At 60.2% G+C, this 17,651-nt stretch carries 11 protein-coding genes; 10 read left to right on the forward strand and 1 reads right to left on the reverse strand.

Features of this window, described 5'->3' with window-relative positions:
* Positions 1–123 precede the first annotated feature (123 nt).
* From MOK15_RS21745 to MOK15_RS21780, 8 genes are all read left to right on the forward strand, one after another.
* Positions 124–3,048 (forward strand): TonB-dependent receptor, encoded by a 2,925-nt coding sequence (locus MOK15_RS21745; RefSeq protein WP_242933751.1) that lies wholly within the window; start codon positions 124–126, stop codon positions 3,046–3,048.
* A 103-nt stretch (positions 3,049–3,151) separates the two neighbouring features.
* Positions 3,152–4,831: a beta-xylosidase gene (locus MOK15_RS21750; protein WP_242933752.1), complete on the forward strand. Its 1,680-nt coding sequence runs from the start codon at positions 3,152–3,154 to the stop codon at positions 4,829–4,831.
* 267 nt (positions 4,832–5,098) lie between these two features.
* Complete coding sequence (locus tag MOK15_RS21755; protein ID WP_242933753.1) at positions 5,099–5,701, forward strand: sigma-70 family RNA polymerase sigma factor; 603 nt, start codon at positions 5,099–5,101, stop codon at positions 5,699–5,701.
* The gene (locus tag MOK15_RS21760; protein WP_242933754.1) at positions 5,670–6,698 is read left to right on the forward strand and encodes a FecR domain-containing protein; all 1,029 of its coding nucleotides are present in this window, start codon (positions 5,670–5,672) and stop codon (positions 6,696–6,698) included. The genes MOK15_RS21755 and MOK15_RS21760 overlap by 32 nt, the downstream gene beginning before the upstream one ends.
* A gap of 72 nt (positions 6,699–6,770) precedes the next feature.
* Complete coding sequence (locus MOK15_RS21765; RefSeq protein ID WP_242933755.1) at positions 6,771–7,655, forward strand: carboxypeptidase regulatory-like domain-containing protein; 885 nt, start codon at positions 6,771–6,773, stop codon at positions 7,653–7,655.
* A complete protein-coding gene (locus MOK15_RS21770) occupies positions 7,627–10,008 on the forward strand; it encodes a TonB-dependent receptor (protein WP_242933756.1) in 2,382 nt (793 codons plus the stop codon). The genes MOK15_RS21765 and MOK15_RS21770 overlap by 29 nt, the downstream gene beginning before the upstream one ends.
* Before the next feature lie 72 nt (positions 10,009–10,080).
* Entirely contained in the window at positions 10,081–11,715 is a 1,635-nt protein-coding gene (locus tag MOK15_RS21775) for an alkaline phosphatase D family protein (RefSeq protein WP_242933757.1), read from the forward strand.
* A 28-nt stretch (positions 11,716–11,743) separates the two neighbouring features.
* The gene (locus MOK15_RS21780; protein WP_242933758.1) at positions 11,744–12,892 is read left to right on the forward strand and encodes a hypothetical protein; all 1,149 of its coding nucleotides are present in this window, start codon (positions 11,744–11,746) and stop codon (positions 12,890–12,892) included.
* A gap of 14 nt (positions 12,893–12,906) precedes the next feature.
* Here MOK15_RS21780 and MOK15_RS21785 read toward each other — a convergent pair whose 3' ends face one another.
* Positions 12,907–13,449, reverse strand: a complete 543-nt coding sequence (locus MOK15_RS21785) for a MarR family transcriptional regulator (protein WP_242933759.1) — start codon at positions 13,447–13,449, stop codon at positions 12,907–12,909.
* A 202-nt stretch (positions 13,450–13,651) separates the two neighbouring features.
* Between MOK15_RS21785 and MOK15_RS21790 the strand changes: the two genes are divergently transcribed.
* Both MOK15_RS21790 and MOK15_RS21795 read left to right on the forward strand, forming a co-directional pair.
* On the forward strand, positions 13,652–16,546 hold the full coding sequence (locus MOK15_RS21790) for a TonB-dependent receptor (RefSeq protein WP_242933760.1): 2,895 nt from the start codon (positions 13,652–13,654) through the stop codon (positions 16,544–16,546).
* Between the two features lie 23 nt (positions 16,547–16,569).
* On the forward strand, positions 16,570–17,651 hold a 1,082-nt coding region (locus tag MOK15_RS21795; RefSeq protein WP_242933761.1), incomplete at its 3' end, for an MFS transporter.

The following is a 17,651-nucleotide window of genomic DNA, read 5'->3' on the forward strand; positions in this document are numbered from 1 at the left end:
TCTGTGGACATCCGGGCCGGTCATCTCACTCAAAAAAGTGGGATCAAGTTTCATCATGCGGGATTGACGAAGAGGGGAATCGCATTCATGTAAATAAAACAAATGAAATGGGGGAGGATTCGCATGAAGCGCTGCGATCGCGTAGGCTTGTGGATGGTTGCGACTTCGGCATTGGCCATCGCGACGCCAACAGTGCAAGCACAGGAAGATGCTGCGAAATCGGTGGATCAGCAGCGAAGCGAACCGCCCCCGGCCATTGAACCCGTCAATAACGCGGATATTGTCGTGACCGGGTTCCGCGCCAGCCTCGGCAGCGCGCTCAACATGAAGAAGATGGAAACCTCCGCCATAGATGTGATCAAGGCAGAGGATATTGCGGACTTCCCGGACAATAACCTGGCTGAATCCCTTCAGCGTGTTCCAGGCGTATCAATCAATCGCGTAGGCGGCGAAGGCCGGGCCATCACCGTGCGCGGCCTCTCCGGAAGTTTCACGCGCGTTCGGGTCAACGGCATGGAAGCGCAGGCGATTTCCGGTGCGACCACGTCCGATCGTGGCGTCAACACGGGTCGTGGATTCGATTTCAACATCTTCGCGTCCGAGCTTTTCAACAATCTCACCGTTCGCAAGACGGCAGACGCGGAAACGATAGAGGGATCGCTCGGCGCCACTGTCGATCTCAATGCTGCTCGCCCGTTCGATTACAAGGATTTCACCTTGGCCGTAAGCGCGCAGGGTGGTTACAACAGTCTTGCCAAAAATATCGACCCGAAGTTCACGGGCCTTATATCGAACACATGGGAAACGGGCATAGGTCGTATCGGTGTCCTCGTCTCAGCCGCCTATAGCCGCCGGCGCTATTATGAGGATCAGTTCGGTTCGGGTGGCTGGAATCCGGCAACCGCCGATGGCGGCTTTTGTTCGCCTGTAGGCACTACGCCTGTTTCGCCTGCCCTCAACCCCGGTCAGGGAACCACCGACACGGACTGTGCCTTTGGCGTAGCGCGGCCGGCCGCTGGCGATCCCAACTATGCAGCGGTTAATCGCTCCACGGTCTTCCTTCCCCGCTTGCCGCGTTATGGCCGGTTTCATCATGACCAGAAGCGACTTGGCGTAACCGGTTCTCTGCAATGGGAGCCGCGCGACGGCATTCAGCTTGGCGCCGACTTGCTATATTCCAACTACAAGGTGCTTCGGGAGGAAAATTGGCTGGAAGGCTTCTCCTTCGCGCGCGCGATTGCCGCTCCCAATTTTGGCAAGCCGCAAACCGCCATCCGGGAAGCGATCTTGCGGGATGTGGGAACCAGTAATACCCAGGGGACCAATTTCGGGCAGAATGTCTACGACATCGACTATGGTGTTTTCGACGGCGTTGATGTGCGTTCCGATACCGCCCGGAACCGGTTCCGCAGCAAATTTACCCAATATACCCTCTACGGTGATTTCGAGCTTACGGAGAAATTGTCCGCAAGGTTTCTGGCAGGCAGTTCCTCGACTGATTTCGACGAATATGAACAGACTACCTTCCTGTTCGGTCGGAACAATACGAGGCAGACCATCGATTTTCGGGAGAGTCGAAATCAGCCGACCATAAGCTACGGGTTCGATGTCACCGATGTCGGGCAATATACGCTCGCGCCTGGCAGTGCCGAAATCCGTACCAATCCGCAATATATCACCAACAAGAACAAGGTGCTGGAAGGATCGTTGAAATGGAAGATAGCCGACGGTTTCACCCTGAAAACCGGTGCGCATTTCGACAGGTTTGAATTCGATGTCCTTGCCTATCAAAGGCCCAACAACTTCGTCGTTCCTACCCTGACGCCCGCCCAACTGGCCGAATATACCAAAATCGTCGATGGCTTTGGAAAGAGCCTGAAGGATGGCGTGTTCCCGACATCATGGGTAGCGATCGATTTCGACAAGTTTGCGTCCGCTTATGGGTTGGCGGACTATGGCGGCGATTTTGCCCTCGTCCAAAATCTTGGTGCGACAAGGAATATTCGCGAAGATATCTTCTCTGCCTTTGCCCAGTTCGATTTCGACATGCGCGACATGGGTATCCCGATCAGGGGGAATGCCGGCATGCGCTATGCGCGAACCAGACTGAAATCAACGGGCTATTCGCAGTCACTCGGTCAATTCGTCACAGCACGCAACGGCTATGAAGACTGGCTCCCATCGCTCAATCTGGTGGGGGATATCACTGATAAACTATTGGTGCGCGGCGCCGTTGCCAAGGTTATTACCCGCCCTGAGTTGGGATTTCTGAGTCCTGGTGCCAATGTGGTGATTAGCGGGACACCCAGCATCAACAGCGGTAATCCTGCACTCGATCCGATCCGCGCCACCACCTATGATGCGTCCATCGAATGGTATTTTGCGCGAAATTCTCTCCTTTCCGCCGCATATTTCCGAAAGGACATCGCGTCCTATATCCAGAACCAGTCGTTGCAGCAGACTTTCGCGCAGACGGGATTGCCGCTGGATCTGATCGCCAATAGCGGCTTGGATCCGAATGTGACACTCTTCACAGTGAATCAGGCTCGCAATACACCCGGCGGGCGGTTGGAGGGCTATGAGGTCAACTACCAGCAGGCCTTCACCTTCCTCCCTGGTATCCTCCAGAACTTGGGCGCGCTATTCAACTACACCCTCGTAAAGTCGCAGATCACTTATTTTCTCGCGGCAAGCTCAGCGAATACGACCAAGCGCGATCTTCTGGGCCTGTCGCGCGACGCCTTCAATGCGACACTTTACTATGAGGATAGCAAGCTCAGCGCCAGAATATCGGGATCCTATCGCGGTCCTTATATCATTGCCCTGCCTGCCAATAACCCTCTTCAGGATCTGGAGGGTGTGGACAAATCTCTCATCTTCGATGCTTCGATATCCTATCAATTGACGGATCGGGTAAAACTCACGCTTGAAGGGCTGAATATCTTCAATCGAGGCTATCGGCAGTATATCGACTCTGATCGCGACAGTACATTCGTGTATAGCGAAACCGGTGCTCAATTTTACTTCGGTGCACAGTTTCGTTTCTGACTTTGATGGGAAGATGTCGTGAGGTAGCATCGGGGGTGCTTCCGTGGAACGGGAAATCGTCGCTCTGCCAAAGACCCGCCATGTCAGGTTCGAGAGGATATCCATGACGATCTTCAAGGTGATCGCTTCGCTGTCGGTGCTGATCGCGCTGCCACATATCGTGCAGGCGCAGGCAACAAGGCAGGTTGCGATCAGCATCGATGCGGGCAGGCCGGTTGGCAAGTTACCGCCGGTCTGGCGCTTCTTCGGCGCGGACGAACCCAATTATGCGACGATGAAGGATGGTCGCAAACTGCTGGTTGAGCTGGGCGAACTCAAGAAGGGCGAAGTCTATTTCCGCGCGCATAATTTGCTCAGCAGCGGCGATGGCACGCCAGCGTTCAAATGGGGCAGCAGCAATGCCTATACCGAGACGAAAGACGGCAAGCCGTTCTATGACTGGAAAGTGGTGGATGGCATCATCGACACCTATCTCGCGCGCGGAGTGCGGCCCTATCTCCAGATCGGTTTCATGCCCGAAGCGATGTCGAGCGCGCCGGCTGGTACTGCCTATCAACATAGTTGGCGGCCGGGTTTCGACTATAAACTGATCGAGGGCGGCTGGAACTATCCGCCGAAAGACTATGCCAAATGGGGTGAACTCGTCTATCAATGGACGCTTCACAATATCGAGCGCTATGGCCGGGCTGAGGTTGAACGCTGGTATTTCGAGGTATGGAACGAACCCAACGGATCATCCTATTGGAAGGGGACCCCGGAGGAATTCTACAAGCTGCACGATTATGCCATCGCCGCCGTCCGCCGTGCGCTCCCCACCGCTAAGGTCGGCGGACCGGATGTTGCCGGAGCGGGTGGTGCCTTCATGGACGGCTTTCTGAAACATGTGTCGTCGGGAAGGAATTATGTGACCGGGCAGACCGGAACACCCACCGATTTCCTGTCCTTTCATGCCAAGGGCAAGCCCCTCTTCGTTGACGGCCATGTCCGGATGGGCGTCGCCACTCATCTGCGCGAAGTGGATCGCGGTTTTACCAAGATACTGTCGATCCCCTCGCTCGCGACCAAGCCGGTCGTGATCGGCGAAAGCGATCCGGAAGGTTGCGCCGCCTGTCCGGGGCCGCAAAATGCTTACCGCAACGGCACCATGTATTCGAGCTATACCGCCGCCAGCTTCGCCCGCATCTGGGAATTGGCGGAAAGGCGAAAGGTCAATCTGGAAGGCGTCCTGTCCTGGTCCTTCGAGTTCGAGGATCAGCCCTGGTTTGCCGGCTATCGTCAATTGTCGACCAATGGCGTCGACTTGCCGGTCCTCAATGTCTTCCGGCTGTTCGCCCAGCTTGGCGAGACCAGGCTGGAAACCACCAACGATGCGCAGATCCCGCTCGACACGATCATGACCGATGGCGTGCAGGGCGCACCCGACATCGGATCGATCGCCACACGCACGGCAGATGGCAGGGTCGCGTTGCTGCTTTGGCACTATCATGATGACGATGTTGCCGGGCCGGATGCGCAGGTGAAGATCAGCCTCAAGGGGTTGAAGAGCGCGCCAACCGGAGCGAAGCTGTGGCGGGTCGATGGCGATCATGCCAATGCCTTTTCCGCCTGGAAGAAGATGGGCTCACCCCAATCGCCCAACCAGGATCAATATGCGCAACTGGAGGCCGCCTCTGTGATGCAGGCGGAGGATGTCGTCGTGACCGGCGGCGCGCGTGGCGCATCCGCCGTCGACCTGGGCCTGCCGCGGCAGGGTGTCGCGCTGCTGGTTCTGGATGGCCGATGACATGAAGGCATCCTATGGGGCAGGAGACGACCCCATGCGGAGCGCTGGACCGTCGCGGCGATCATCAGCCAACTCGACCGCCGGACCCTGCCCGGGGCGATAAAATATAGAGCGGCCGGCATCCCCTTATCGGTATCCAGCAGAGCGAGCTTACATGGACACCCAAGGAGCTTCGGTTCCCCCTGATAAGCGCAGCGTGTTTGTCACATTTCCCCTCTAGCCCTCCACCGACTCAGTTGTTTCCTGATAATCGGTCGCGGATGTGGGATGAACGGCACTGACAGAGAACGGGCGCGCTGGCTGCTTCGCACTATCCTGCCGCATGAACCTGCGCTGCGCAGATGGTTGGTGCGTAATCCTCTGGCGGGGATGGAGCCTGACGATATCATCCAGGAATCCTATACGATCCTGGCGGAACTGGAGCGGATCGACACGATCCGCTATCCGCGCGCCTATTTGTTTCAGGTAGCTCGGTCCGTCATCACGCGGCATGTGCGCCGCGCGCGGATCGTGCCGATCCAGGTCGTCGACAATCTTGACCGTCTGGACCAGCCGGACGATGCCGCTTCACCTGAACAATGTGCGATCGACCGGGACGAATTGCATCAACTGGCGCGTGCGATCGCGGCCATGCCGTTGAAAACAAGAGAGGCATTCGTCCTTCGGCGCGTGGAAGGCTTGCCACAGCGCGCGATCGCGGCGCAAATGGGCATATCGGAGAATACAGTCGAAACACATATTTCACGAGGTATCCGATTCCTGATTGACTGGTTCGGTCGTGGCGGAAAGACGCTACCTCAAACCTCTAGAGATACGGAACCGGAGAATATCGCGTTTGATGGGCAAGCGAGAAGACAGTCGAAGCATTGACGAGGCGGCGTCCGATTGGACGGCGAGGCTGGACCGTGGCCCACTGACTCCGGAAGAAGATGCGTCGTTCCAGCACTGGCTGTCCCTCGATCCTCGCAACAAGGGCGCGATGCTGCGTGCTCAGGCCCTGTCGCTCATGAGTGAATCCGCCCAGGCGCTGGGACCGTCCTTCGATCCCACACCGTTCGAGGCGCCGCGTCGACGCGCGGCTATTCTCTCGCGTCGGCAGGCGCTGGGCTGGGGCGGCGGCGCGATCGCGGCCGTCGCTGGCATGGCGGCAATATCGGTGGGTATGCCCGCCGCCGGCGCGATCATCCGCACCGGTCGGGGTGAGATGCGTCTGGTGCCGCTGGAGGACGGGTCCACCGCCCTGCTTAATACCGACACCAGCATCCGTGTGCGCTATGACGATGCAGAGCGTCGGATATCGCTGCTGCGCGGTGAGGTCTATTTCTCGGTCACGCGCGACGACCGTCGCCCCTTTGTCGTCGAGGCAGGGACATGCCGATTGCGCACCGCCCAGGCCGGATTTCGCGTGCGCAAGCTGGACCGCGATCCGATCGACATATTGGTGCATCAGGGGCAGATCGAGGTGCCGGACACCACGCCCTTCAGCAAACGGTCCGCGCTGGTGTTGTCGGCCAACATGCATATGGTCATGGCCGACATGGCGACTGGCCTTGCCGCCGAACGGCCTGAGCCAATCGCGCCGGACCGGATCGCGCGCGACCTGGCCTGGCGCGAAGGCAAGCTGGCGTTCGAGGGTGAGACATTGCAACAGGCCGCCGCTGCCTTCGCGCGATATAGCGACATGCGCATCATCATCAAAGACCCCGCTCTGGCGCAGGAGCCGGTGGCGGGCCTGTTCACCGCCAATGATCCGGTGGGTTTCAGTCGGGCCGTGTCGCGCATTTTCGACGCACGTGTCGAACAGCATGGCGGGGAGCTTCTGCTGACCCGCGCTGTGTCGCCCGCGAAAAATTTTCAAGGGCGGTAGCGGAACCCCCGACGGCAAGCCTCTTTATGCGGAACGCCGCGTGAGATGCGGTAAGCAGGGGGCTGTCAGCCAATGTATTCTCGTTATTCTCTCCTCACTTGTGGGGCGTCTGTTGTCGCGCTGGCCATCGTCACGCCGGCGCAGGCGCAAGAGCGCATCTTCGACATTCCAGCGCAGCCCGCCGTGCGCGCCATCCCCGAACTGGCGCGTCAGGCGCAGGTGCAGATCGTTGCCCCGGCGCGTGATCTGGAAGGCATTTCGACACCCGCCATCAAGGGGCGCATGGACATCCGCACCGCGCTGCGCCGCCTGATCGCCGGGACGCCGCTGCGTATCGATGCCGACGACGGCAACATCATCACGCTGCGGTCGTCGCGCCCCGCCGCCCAGGGGCCGGCAATCGGCATCGGCACCGTGCGCGGTCGCGTCTTCAATACCGCTACCGGCGAATATCTGCGCAACGCTGAAATCCGCGTGGAAGGCACGTCGATCCTGGTCTTTTCGGACGATGACGGCGAATTTCGGCTAACCGGCGTTCCGGCTGGGACTGCAACGGTTATCGTTAAATATACCGGCCTGGCGTCGGAACGGTTGACCGCCGCTGTCGCATCGGGGCAGGTTGCAACCCTGGACGTCGCGCTGCAGGCGCGGACCTCCAGCGGCTCCGCCGTCGATGCCGCCTCCGCCATTACCGTCACTGCCCGGCGCGAGGGGCAGGCCGCCGCTATCATGGAGCGCCGCGCCGCCACCAATGCGAAGACCGTGGTCGCCGCCGACAATTATGGCCTGCTCACCATGGGCGATGTCGGTGAATTCATGAAACAGATGCCCGGCATCTCGCTGGATTATACCGAAGTCGATGCGACGGCGGTGCGAATCGGTGGCCTCGACCCCAAAATATTCGACCTTCACTACCGACGGCGCGCGCATGGCGACGGCTACCTCGAACAACAATAATGGCCGCCAGAACAGTTTCGAGCAGATGTCGATCACCGGCATCGAATCCATCGAACTCAACAATACGCTGACCGCGCGCCTGGATGCGGATGCGCCCGGCGGCGCCATCAACTTGCGCAGCAAATATGCCTTTCAACTGAAGAAGCGGCAATTGCGTTTCCAGTTGGGCGGCGTCGGCACCTCCGACGCGGGTTTGAGCCAGATCTATCTGCCTGATGACCGCAAACATCCCCGCATCTATCCGTCAGCCAGCTTCAGCTATGGTGACGTCTTCCTGGACGGGCGGCTGGGGATCGCGTTCAGCGGCAGCTACAACGCCAATTATGTCCAGCAGGACCGTATCCAGACCGACTGGTCCTATCTGGCCGACGGCCGGGTCATCCCCTATCAGGTCATGTGGCGGCCCGGTCCCAAGAAGACCAGCCGTACCGCCGCGAACCTGTCCGTTGACTATAAATTTTCCGACGAACTCGCCTTGTCCCTCCGCGGCACCTATTCGATGTACGATGTCGAATATTTCAATCAATATACCTATCTGACCTTCGGCACGACGACCCGGTCCTACGCTACGCCGGATTCGACTTCGACCCATATCGTCGTCAATCCCAACGGCCAGAATACGCGGCTGCGCACGGAATATTCCCATCGCTACGCCGGCACGCCCGCCATGCTGTTCGCGCCCAAGTTGGAATATAAGAATGACGATTGGGAAGCCGTGCTGCGCGGCAGCTATTCTAGTTCGGAATTCAACTTCCGCGACATGAGCAAGGGTTTCTTCCAGCGCACCGATAGCTGGCTGACGGGCATCGGTTTCACGCTGGACCGCCCTTCGGAAGAATCGAACGCCTGGACATTGGCGCAGACCGCTGGCCGATCCTGGAGCGACCCGCGTAATTTCAACCGGGACATCGACATTGGCAACAATATCCGCACCGCCGAATCCGATGCGCGTAACGAGATGTATGGCGGTAATCTGGACCTGAAGCGGAAGCTGACCGTCGGCGCGGTTCCCGTCACGCTGATGACCGGGCTCAGCGCGCGCGTGAACGACTGGAGGACCAATGAAGGCTCCTACAACCAGTTTCAATATGTCGGCCCCAATGGCGATTTGAGCCAGAGAGACCCGGCGGCGGTCATTCCCTGGACCAACAACTACGAGTTCCAGATCATCGGATTCGATGCCGGGAACATGAACGCGCAGAATTGGCGGGCCGACAGCAATTACGGGATGTATGACATCTACAAGGCGCATCCGGAATATTTCGTTGCGGATACGGTTGGCAATCTCAAGCGCGATCTCGACAATGACAAGCGCGTCAAGGAAGATATCTACGCCGCCTATTTCGAAGTTCAGGGTCGCGCCGGCAAGGCGTCGTTCGACCTTGGCCTGCGCTATGAAAAGACAAAGACCGCTGCGCAGATCGCCAACATCCGTCCCACGAGCGAAGTGACCGCGGCGGGATATTCGATCAATACGGTCGAGGGGCTGCTCTACCAATATAATGGCGGCACCTATGGCACGCGGCGCGGGGACTATGACGACTGGTTCCTGAGCGGCGGGGTCAAATATGACTTCACCAAGCGGCTGGTCGGCCAGTTGGCGTTCAGCCAGTCGATCCTGCGGCCCGACTATGGCAATCTGGGCGGGGTGGTGTCGGTCAATGATGACACGATGATCGTCAACGTCCCCAACCCGCTGCTTAAGCCCGAGCATTCGACCAAATATTTCGCCAGCCTGCAATATTATCTGGAACCGTCGGGCATCATCGGTCTGTCCTATTATAAGCTGGATATGAAGGATATGCAGGTAACCGGCATCGAGGTCGATCCGGAGGCGGTCGGCTTCGACCCCAATGAATATGCCGGCTACACCTTCCGCAGCGCGCAGAACCTGCCAGGCACCAGCACCAACGAAGGCCTGATCTTCGAGTATGACCAACAGCTCACTTTCCTGCCGGGTATCCTCAAAGGACTGGGCCTGCGTGGCTCCTTCACCCGGCTTTTCCCCGATGCCGAGCGCGTCAATACACCGGAAAAATCGGCCAATTGGGGCGTGCGCTACAGCTATGGTCCGTTCGACTTCCAACTGACCGGCAACTGGCAGTCCAAATATCGAGTGAGCGCTCTCAGCAATACGCTGACCACCGCGAATAACGGCATCCTCTACCATACCGACCGCCAGCTCTGGAACATCAGCGCTAGCTTCAAGCTTAGCCGCAACTTCGAGCTGAACATCGCCGGGCGCAACATCTTCAATTCGCCAGACATCATCTATTCCAACGTCCGCAGCCGCGTGCGCCAGTACAGCATCTACGGATCGATGTGGAATATCGGCATCAAGGGCAGCTTTTGATCCCCCGAGGGACGGGCATGGCGGCCATGTCGGCCGTCATGCCCGTCTTCATCCCGCAGGAAAGTGACGATCATGGCTCTACATATTGACCGACGCAGCCTCATTCTGGGCGGCGGCCTTGGCATCGGTGCGCTGTTGCTCCCTGCCGGACGCGCGTTGGCCATCAACCTTCTGGGTGCGAGGGGTTTCACCCACAATGTTGCAAGCGGTGAGCCGGGAGCGGACTCGATGCTGCTCTGGACCCGCTATGTTTCGGCGGTGGGTGAGGAAAGCGTCCGGCTGGACGCGGAAGTGGCGATCGATCCTGATTTCGCGAAGGTCGTGTCGGGCGGTAGCGTGCGGACCGGCGCCTATCGCGACTGGACGGTCAAGATCACCGTCGACGGGCTGACGCCCGGCACCGTCTACTGGTATCGTTTCGTCGCACCGGACGGCGGCAAGTCGCCGGTCGGCCGCACCAAGACGCTGCCAGTGGGTGATGTGTCGCGCTTTGGCCTGGGCGTCTTTTCCTGCTCCAACCTGCCCTATGGCTGGTTCAACGCCTATGGCCATGCCGCCGCGCGCCACGACCTCGACCTGTGGTTGCATGTGGGTGACTATATCTACGAATATGGCACGGCCTCGGTCCGTCCCGAGCAGGCAGTGGCGGGTCGGTTGCCGTTTCTGCCCGATCATGAAATTCTTGCGATTGCCGACTATCGTCTGCGCTACGCGACCTATCGCGCCGATCCGGACTTGCAGCGCCTGCACCAGATCGCGCCGATGGTGGCGTTGTGGGACGATCATGAATCGGCCAACGACAGTTGGGAAGGGGGTGCGGCCAACCACCAGAGCGACAAGGAAGGCGACTGGAACATTCGCCGTGCCGCCGCGATGCAGGTCTATCGCGAATGGATGCCGGTGTCCGACGAGCCGTGGAAGGCCTATGCGATCGGCACGTTGGCGACACTTTATCGCACCGAATCGCGGCTGTTGGCGCGCACCCGTCCAGCGGACATCAACGCGGCCGTCAACGCGCCTGATGTCGATGCAGCCCTGAAAAATTTCCGGGAGGGCGTCTGGCAGGATTCGTCCGCCACCATGCTGGGCACGACGCAGGAAAGCTGGCTGGCCCATGCGTTCAAGGCCAATGCCCGTACCACCGCCTGGCAAATGGTCGGCATGGGCACGATTATCGGCCGCACTGTGATGCCCGCCAATGTCGTCGACTGGCTGCGTCCCGATGCCAATCCCAGGCTGGTTCAGCGCTACCGCAACAGCGTGCGCATGGCAGACAGCGGCCTGCCGATGTGGATGGACCGGTGGGACGGTTATCCGGCCGCCCGTTCGCGCTTGCTCAAAGCGGCGCAGGTGGCGGACGCTGACCTGGTCATGCTCGCGGGCGACAGCCATAATGCCTGGGCTTATGCCCTGGTCGAGGACGGTAAACCCGCAGGCGTCGAATTTGCCGGGCAGGCCGTGACGTCGGGCGGGATCGAAGGCGACCTGTCCGGAGACCCCAGGCGGATCGCGCAGGGCTTCATGGCTGCCAATCCCGAACTCAAATGGGCTGATACCAGCCAGCGCGGCTATATGATGATCGATATCCGCCATCAGCGCGTGACGGGCGAATGGCTATTCCTGGACACGATCAAGACACGCAGCCTGGCGCTGGCCGGCACGCACCGCATGGCCGTCGATCACGGTCGACGCGTGTTTGCCGGCTGATTTTCACCCCTTGTCCTGGATGGTCCCAATGCCCAGCCTCAGCGTCACGCTCTGCCGCCTCTTGTCGTTGATGCTGTGCTTCACGCTGGTCGTGCCGGGATGGGCGGCCGATCCCTCCCGCCATCCTCGTCCACCGGCGCTACAGACAGCGGGCCCCTGGTATTCCGGGCATGTGCAAGGCATCGCCGTCGATCGGAAGGGCGGCTATATCTATTATTCCTTCACCAACCTGCTCGCCAAATATGATTTTCACGGACGCCTGATCGGTACGTTGCGCGGCTGGTCAGGGCATCTGGGCGACCTTGATTTCAATCCGGCTGATGGAAAAGTCTATGGATCGCTGGAATATGGCAAGGAGGATGCCTTCTACATCGCCGTGATCGATGGCGCACGGTTGGATCGCGTGGGCATGACCATGGGCGAAGCCGATATGATGCGGGCCATCTACCTGGCCGAAGTCACGAAAGATTATGCCGCCGATCTCGATGGCGAGGGCAAGGTGACGGAGGATGCATCCTCCGATCATCGCTACGGCTGTTCGGGGATCGACGGCGTTTCATTCGGCCCGGCCTTCGGCCGCATCGATGGTCCGCAATATCTGACGGTCGCCTATGGCATCTATGGCGACAAGATGCGCACCGACAACGACCATCAGATATTGCTGCAATATGATATCGGCGAATGGGACGCATTGGCCAAGCCGATCGATGAGAATATGCTCCATCACAGCGGCCCTGCGACCATGCGCGGCAAATATTTCGTACGCACCGGCAACACACGCTATGGCGTCCAGAATCTCGCCTATGATCCGACGCTGCATCGCTGGTTCATGGGCGTCTATCAGGGCAACAAGCCGGTCTGGCCCAATTATCTGTTATTCGCCGTCGACGGCCACGGCGCGCCGATATTATCCGATCTGATCGGCGTGCGCGGCCGTGATGGTGCAAAATGGGAGAAGGGCCTGTTGCTTCCGTTGGCGCCGGAAGGGCTGCACGACACTCAAACGGGCATTCGTGGATGGAACCAGAAAGCCGACGTCGGATTCCAGCCGCTGGGTGATGGGCTTTATTATCTGGTGCAGAATGCCGGCGCGAAAGGTCGGCAGTCAGCCGAGATCAGTCTGATGCGATGGACGGGTGATCCATCCCGTCCTTTCGAGCCTGCCGCCAGTAGATAGCAGCGTCCAGTTCCTTAACCGTCGCCACTATCGTTGGAGTCCTGTGTTTCAGCGATCCTGACGACGATCTGCTCCAGCAGGCGGATGCCAAGGCGCATGTCTTCTTCGCTCAGGTCGGCAAATACCGACGACCTGATTTCCGAGAGCGCCGGCTGAACCTGCTCCACCACAGCCATTCCGGCGGGGGTGATCTCGATATAGCGGGAACGCTTGTCGTTCGGATTCTCCGTTCGCCGAATCAGGCCGTCGGCTTCCAGCGAGTTCAATGTCCTGACAAGCGGCGGCCATTGGATCGCCAGGCGCGCGGACAGCAGGGATGTCGTGACGGGCGGCGTCGCGACATTGAGGACGAACAAGGTCTGCCACCTGGATCGGGATTGTCCCGTGGCGGCCATCATGCGGCTTTCGACATAGGTGCCCCATCGCCGCGCCGACAGGGACAGGATGCGGGTGAGTCGGAATTCAACATCGTCGCGCGAACCCTCGGGAAAATAAGCGCGATATTGCGGCGTCGTGCTGTCGAAAAGATCTACCGGATGCGGTCTGTCAGAGGCCATGCCAATCCTGTTGCAAAGCGGACGAAGGGAAATTTCGGGCAACGCCCTTCTTAGCGGTGGCGGCGACCGTCTGCCAAACCCCATTTTGCATCCCCTCTCCAAAGAGAATTACGGCATTGACAGTTTATGTATCGAGGTACACATATCTGGATATGAGGCCGCATCAGAAGGCCGGAGAGGGAGTTTGACTATGCGATTGAGCATGAAGTGGAGGCGGGCGAGCGCGAGCATCCTGGCCATCATCGGCGCGACGGTGGTGGCATCGCCGCACATCGCTTCCGCGCAGGAACAACAGCCCGCCGATCAGCCGTCCCGCGAGCAACAGGCAGCATCGTCCGACGTCCCCGTACCCGATATCGTGGTGACCGGCACGCGGCTCGGCTCCAATTTCAGCGCACCGACTCCGGTGACTTCCATCAACGCGGAACGGCTCGATGCACTCGGCATCAACAATGTCGGTGAAGCGCTGAATCAGTTGCCCAGTTTCCGCGCATCAAGCGGTCCCGGCGCCCAGGCAAACCAGGGCGGCAATATCGGCGCGCGTCTGCTCGACCTGCGCGGTCTCGATCCGCAACGCACCCTCGTTCTCGTCGATGGTAAACGCTTCGTACCTAGCACGGTGCAGGGTTCTGTCGATACCAACCTGATCCCTTCGTCGCTGTTGCGTACGGTCGACGTGGTCACCGGCGGCGCATCGGCCGCTTATGGGTCCGACGCCGTCGCCGGTGTGGTGAATTTCATTCTCGACCGGAAGAAGAAGGGCCTCGACGGCGCAATCTCGGCGGGCATTTCGCAGCGCGGCGACGACGGCAATCTGTTCGCCAGCCTGTCGGGCGGCACCAGCCTGAACGACCGCATCCATATCGTCGGCGCCGTCGAATATGAAAAGCTGGAAGGAATGGGCAATTGCACCAAGCGGCGCTGGTGCGACAGCCAGACGCTCATCCTGGGTAACACCGCGCCGGGCGCGGGCGGCCTGCCCGCCAACCTGATCGTCGCGGGCGTCAACACGTCGACCATGACGCCCGGCGGCCTCATCAACCGTTCCTACGATGCCGCCGGACGGGTGATCGGCACGACCGCCACCGATCCGCTTCGCGGCACGAAATTCCTGCCAGACGGCACAGCTGCGCCTTTCCAATATGGCACGCTGGTCGGCCCGCTGTTCATGCTGGGCGGTGAGGGGCAGGGGCGCAACGGCTTCATGTCGGCCCTGCGGCTGAAGGTGCCGCTGGAGCGCATCTCCAGCTATGGCGCACTCACTGCCGAAGTCACCGACGATGTGACGCTGACTGCCGATATTTCATACGGGCGGGTCAAGGGCACGGTCGACGGTGCGATCTTCCGTGACTTCAACGGCTCTTTGCTTGGGCGCATCAAACGCGACAATCCCTATATACCGGCGCCCGTCGCGGCAGCGATGGACGCCAACGGGGTCGCGTCCTTCATCCTGGGCAAGGCGGCGTTCGACCTTGGCCCCGGTCAGGCGACATCGACGACCGAAACCTATCGCGGCGTGCTTGGCTTCGAAGCGAAGCTGAGCAGCAAATGGACGGTCGAGGGCTTCTACCAATATGGTCGCACCAACTTCACCCAGCGGGCGACGAACCTTATCAATCAGGCAAATCTGCTGAAGGCGACCGACGCGGTGCGGTCCGGCAATCGAATAGTGTGCCGCGTCAATGCCGATGCGACCACCACCAACGACGACCCCTCCTGTGCGCCCTATAATCCTTTTGGCGAGGGTCAATATAACCAGGCGGCGGTGGACTACATCACCGGCAACGGGTTGCAGCACACCGTCAATGAACAGCATGTCGCGGGCGTCGACCTGCGCGGCACGTTGTTCGACCTGCCGGCCGGCGCGGTGACGGTCGCGGTCGGCGCGGAATATCGGCGGGACACGGTCGATGGCATGGCCGATCCGATCTCCGCCGCGAATGGCTTCTATGCGCTCAACGGTTCCGCCACTTCGGGGGGCGTCACCGTCAAGGAAGCCTTTGGTGAAATAGCGATCCCGGTGCTGCGGGATTCGGCGCTCGGCCATGCGCTGGACCTTAACGGCGCGATCCGCCGTACCCATTATAGCACGACGGGGTCGGTGACGACCTGGAAAGCTGGCGCCGTTTATGAACCGATCGAAGGCGTCCGCCTGCGCGGCACCCGGTCGCGCGACATTCGCGCGCCGAACATCTTCGAATTGTTCGGACCGCAGACGCGCCGGTCGATCGGCCTGTCGGACCCGATCAACGGCGGATTGCAGACCAACCCCAATGTCATCACCGGGTCGAACACCGACCTTTCGGTCGAAAAGGCCGATAGCTGGACCCTGGGCGTTGTTATTGCGCCGCGATCCGGCTTGCTGCAACGTATGCGTCTGTCGGTCGACTATTATAATATCAAAGTTGCCGATGCGATCGGCGCGCTGGGTGCGCAGACGCTGGTCAACCGTTGCGCGCAGGGCGCCACCGCTTTCTGCAACCAGATCACCCGCGACGCCGCAAACCAGATTGTGGAGGTGCGCGATGTCATCCTGAACTCCAATGCGCTCAAGACCAGCGGCTATGATATCGAACTGCAATATCGCCAGCCGATCGGCGCGTTGGGCGACCTCAATGCGCAGTTGATCGCGAATATCACGAATGAACTGACGACTGTCGATTCCCTTGGCCCCGTCGACAGGGCGGGCCAGACGGGCCAACGCACCGGGACGATCGCGGGCGTGCCGGACTATGTGCTGGATGGCGTCCTGACCTGGACGACCGGCCGGTTTCAACTGACGGGTCACGGCCGCTATATTCCGTCGGGTCTCTACTGGACGAACTTCATCGGCCCGGATCAGGATGGCTATGCCGTCACGCTGCCCAACAGCGTCGACAATAATCGCGTGCCGAGCCGCTTCTACCTCGACCTTACCGCACGGGTGAATGTCGAAACCGGCAGCGGCCGGACCTTCCAGTTGTTCGCCACGGTGAACAACGTCCTCGATCGCGATCCGCCGGCTATCCCCGGACCATCGGGCGGCACCAACCAGATATTGTTCGATCCGGTCGGTCGTGCGTTCAAGGTCGGTGCTCGCTTCCATTTCGGCGGATAAGCACAGGACCGGGATCAACCAGGATGACGGCAAACCCAGCAGACCGCCTTCCCTCCGTCGCTATCGAGGTGACGGAGGTGATCGAACGGCAGAAGATCAATGCGTTCGTGATCCGTCTGATCGCGATCTCATGGACCATCACCTTTCTTGATGGCTTCGACATGCTCGTCATGTCGTTCGTCGCGCCCTATCTGCGCGACGGCTTCGGGGCGGATGCCATCTCGCTGGGAGAGTTGTTCGCTATCGGCGTGTTCGGCGCGATGCTGGGAGGCATCGCCTTCGGCTGGCTGGGCGACCGATATGGTCGGCGGCCGATCATCATCGCATCGGTCGCCGCGTTCGGCGTGACCAGCATCGGCATCGCGCTGGTGCCCTCGATGTCGATGCTGATGGTGTTGCGTTTCCTGAACGGGGTGGCGCTAGGCGGCCTGATGCCGCTCGCCTGGGCGCTCAACATCGAATATGTGCCCGGCCGCTATCGGGCGACGGTCGTGACGGTCATCATGATGGGCTATACGCTGGGCGGCGTGGTCGCGGGGCCGATGACGGTCTGGCTCGCGCCGCATTTCGGCTGGCAATCGGTTTTCCTGCTTTCGGGCGTCACAACGCTTTTTCTGGTGCCGCTCCTGTTCGTCCTGCTCCCTGAATCCGCCCGCTATCTGGCGGTGAAGGGCCGTTCGCCTGAAAGAATCGCGAAGGCGCTGAACGCGCTGGAACCAGGGCTGGGCGCGCGATCGCAGGATCGGTTCCTCGTCTCCGACGAAGCCCCTGCGGCGGCCGGACAGAATTTCCGCATCGCCACGCTGTTCAAGGGGGATTTGCGCCCCATCACCTCGCTGCTGTGGCTCGCCTATATCGGCAGTTCCATGGCGGTCTATTTCAAGTCCAACTGGGGCCCGATCATCTTCGAGGATGTCGGCTTCACCCGGACGCAGGCCGCGATGATCATGTCGGTCAGTTCGGTCGGCGGTTCGATCGCAGGGCTTGCGCTGATGCGCTTCACCGACCGGTTGGGGCCGATCGCGATCGCCGTCTATCCGATGCTGGCAGCACCGTTGCTGTTGCTTATGGGGCTGGCCGATGTTTCGTTGCAGGGGCTGGCGAT

The sequence above is a fragment of the Sphingobium sp. BYY-5 genome (assembly GCF_022758885.1).
GTDB lineage: Bacteria > Pseudomonadota > Alphaproteobacteria > Sphingomonadales > Sphingomonadaceae > Sphingobium.

Coding starts and splice junctions, on each gene's coding strand:
- MOK15_RS21790 (WP_242933760.1), top strand. CDS start 13,652: ATGAAGTGGAGGCGGGCGAGCGCGAGCATCCTGGCCATCATCGGCGCG.
- MOK15_RS21780 (WP_242933758.1), top strand. CDS start 11,744: ATGCCCAGCCTCAGCGTCACGCTCTGCCGCCTCTTGTCGTTGATGCTG.
- MOK15_RS21785 (WP_242933759.1), bottom strand. CDS start 13,449: ATGGCCTCTGACAGACCGCATCCGGTAGATCTTTTCGACAGCACGACG.
- MOK15_RS21775 (WP_242933757.1), top strand. CDS start 10,081: ATGGCTCTACATATTGACCGACGCAGCCTCATTCTGGGCGGCGGCCTT.
- MOK15_RS21760 (WP_242933754.1), top strand. CDS start 5,670: ATGGGCAAGCGAGAAGACAGTCGAAGCATTGACGAGGCGGCGTCCGAT.
- MOK15_RS21770 (WP_242933756.1), top strand. CDS start 7,627: ATGGCGACGGCTACCTCGAACAACAATAATGGCCGCCAGAACAGTTTC.
- MOK15_RS21750 (WP_242933752.1), top strand. CDS start 3,152: ATGACGATCTTCAAGGTGATCGCTTCGCTGTCGGTGCTGATCGCGCTG.
- MOK15_RS21755 (WP_242933753.1), top strand. CDS start 5,099: ATGAACGGCACTGACAGAGAACGGGCGCGCTGGCTGCTTCGCACTATC.
- MOK15_RS21765 (WP_242933755.1), top strand. CDS start 6,771: ATGTATTCTCGTTATTCTCTCCTCACTTGTGGGGCGTCTGTTGTCGCG.
- MOK15_RS21745 (WP_242933751.1), top strand. CDS start 124: ATGAAGCGCTGCGATCGCGTAGGCTTGTGGATGGTTGCGACTTCGGCA.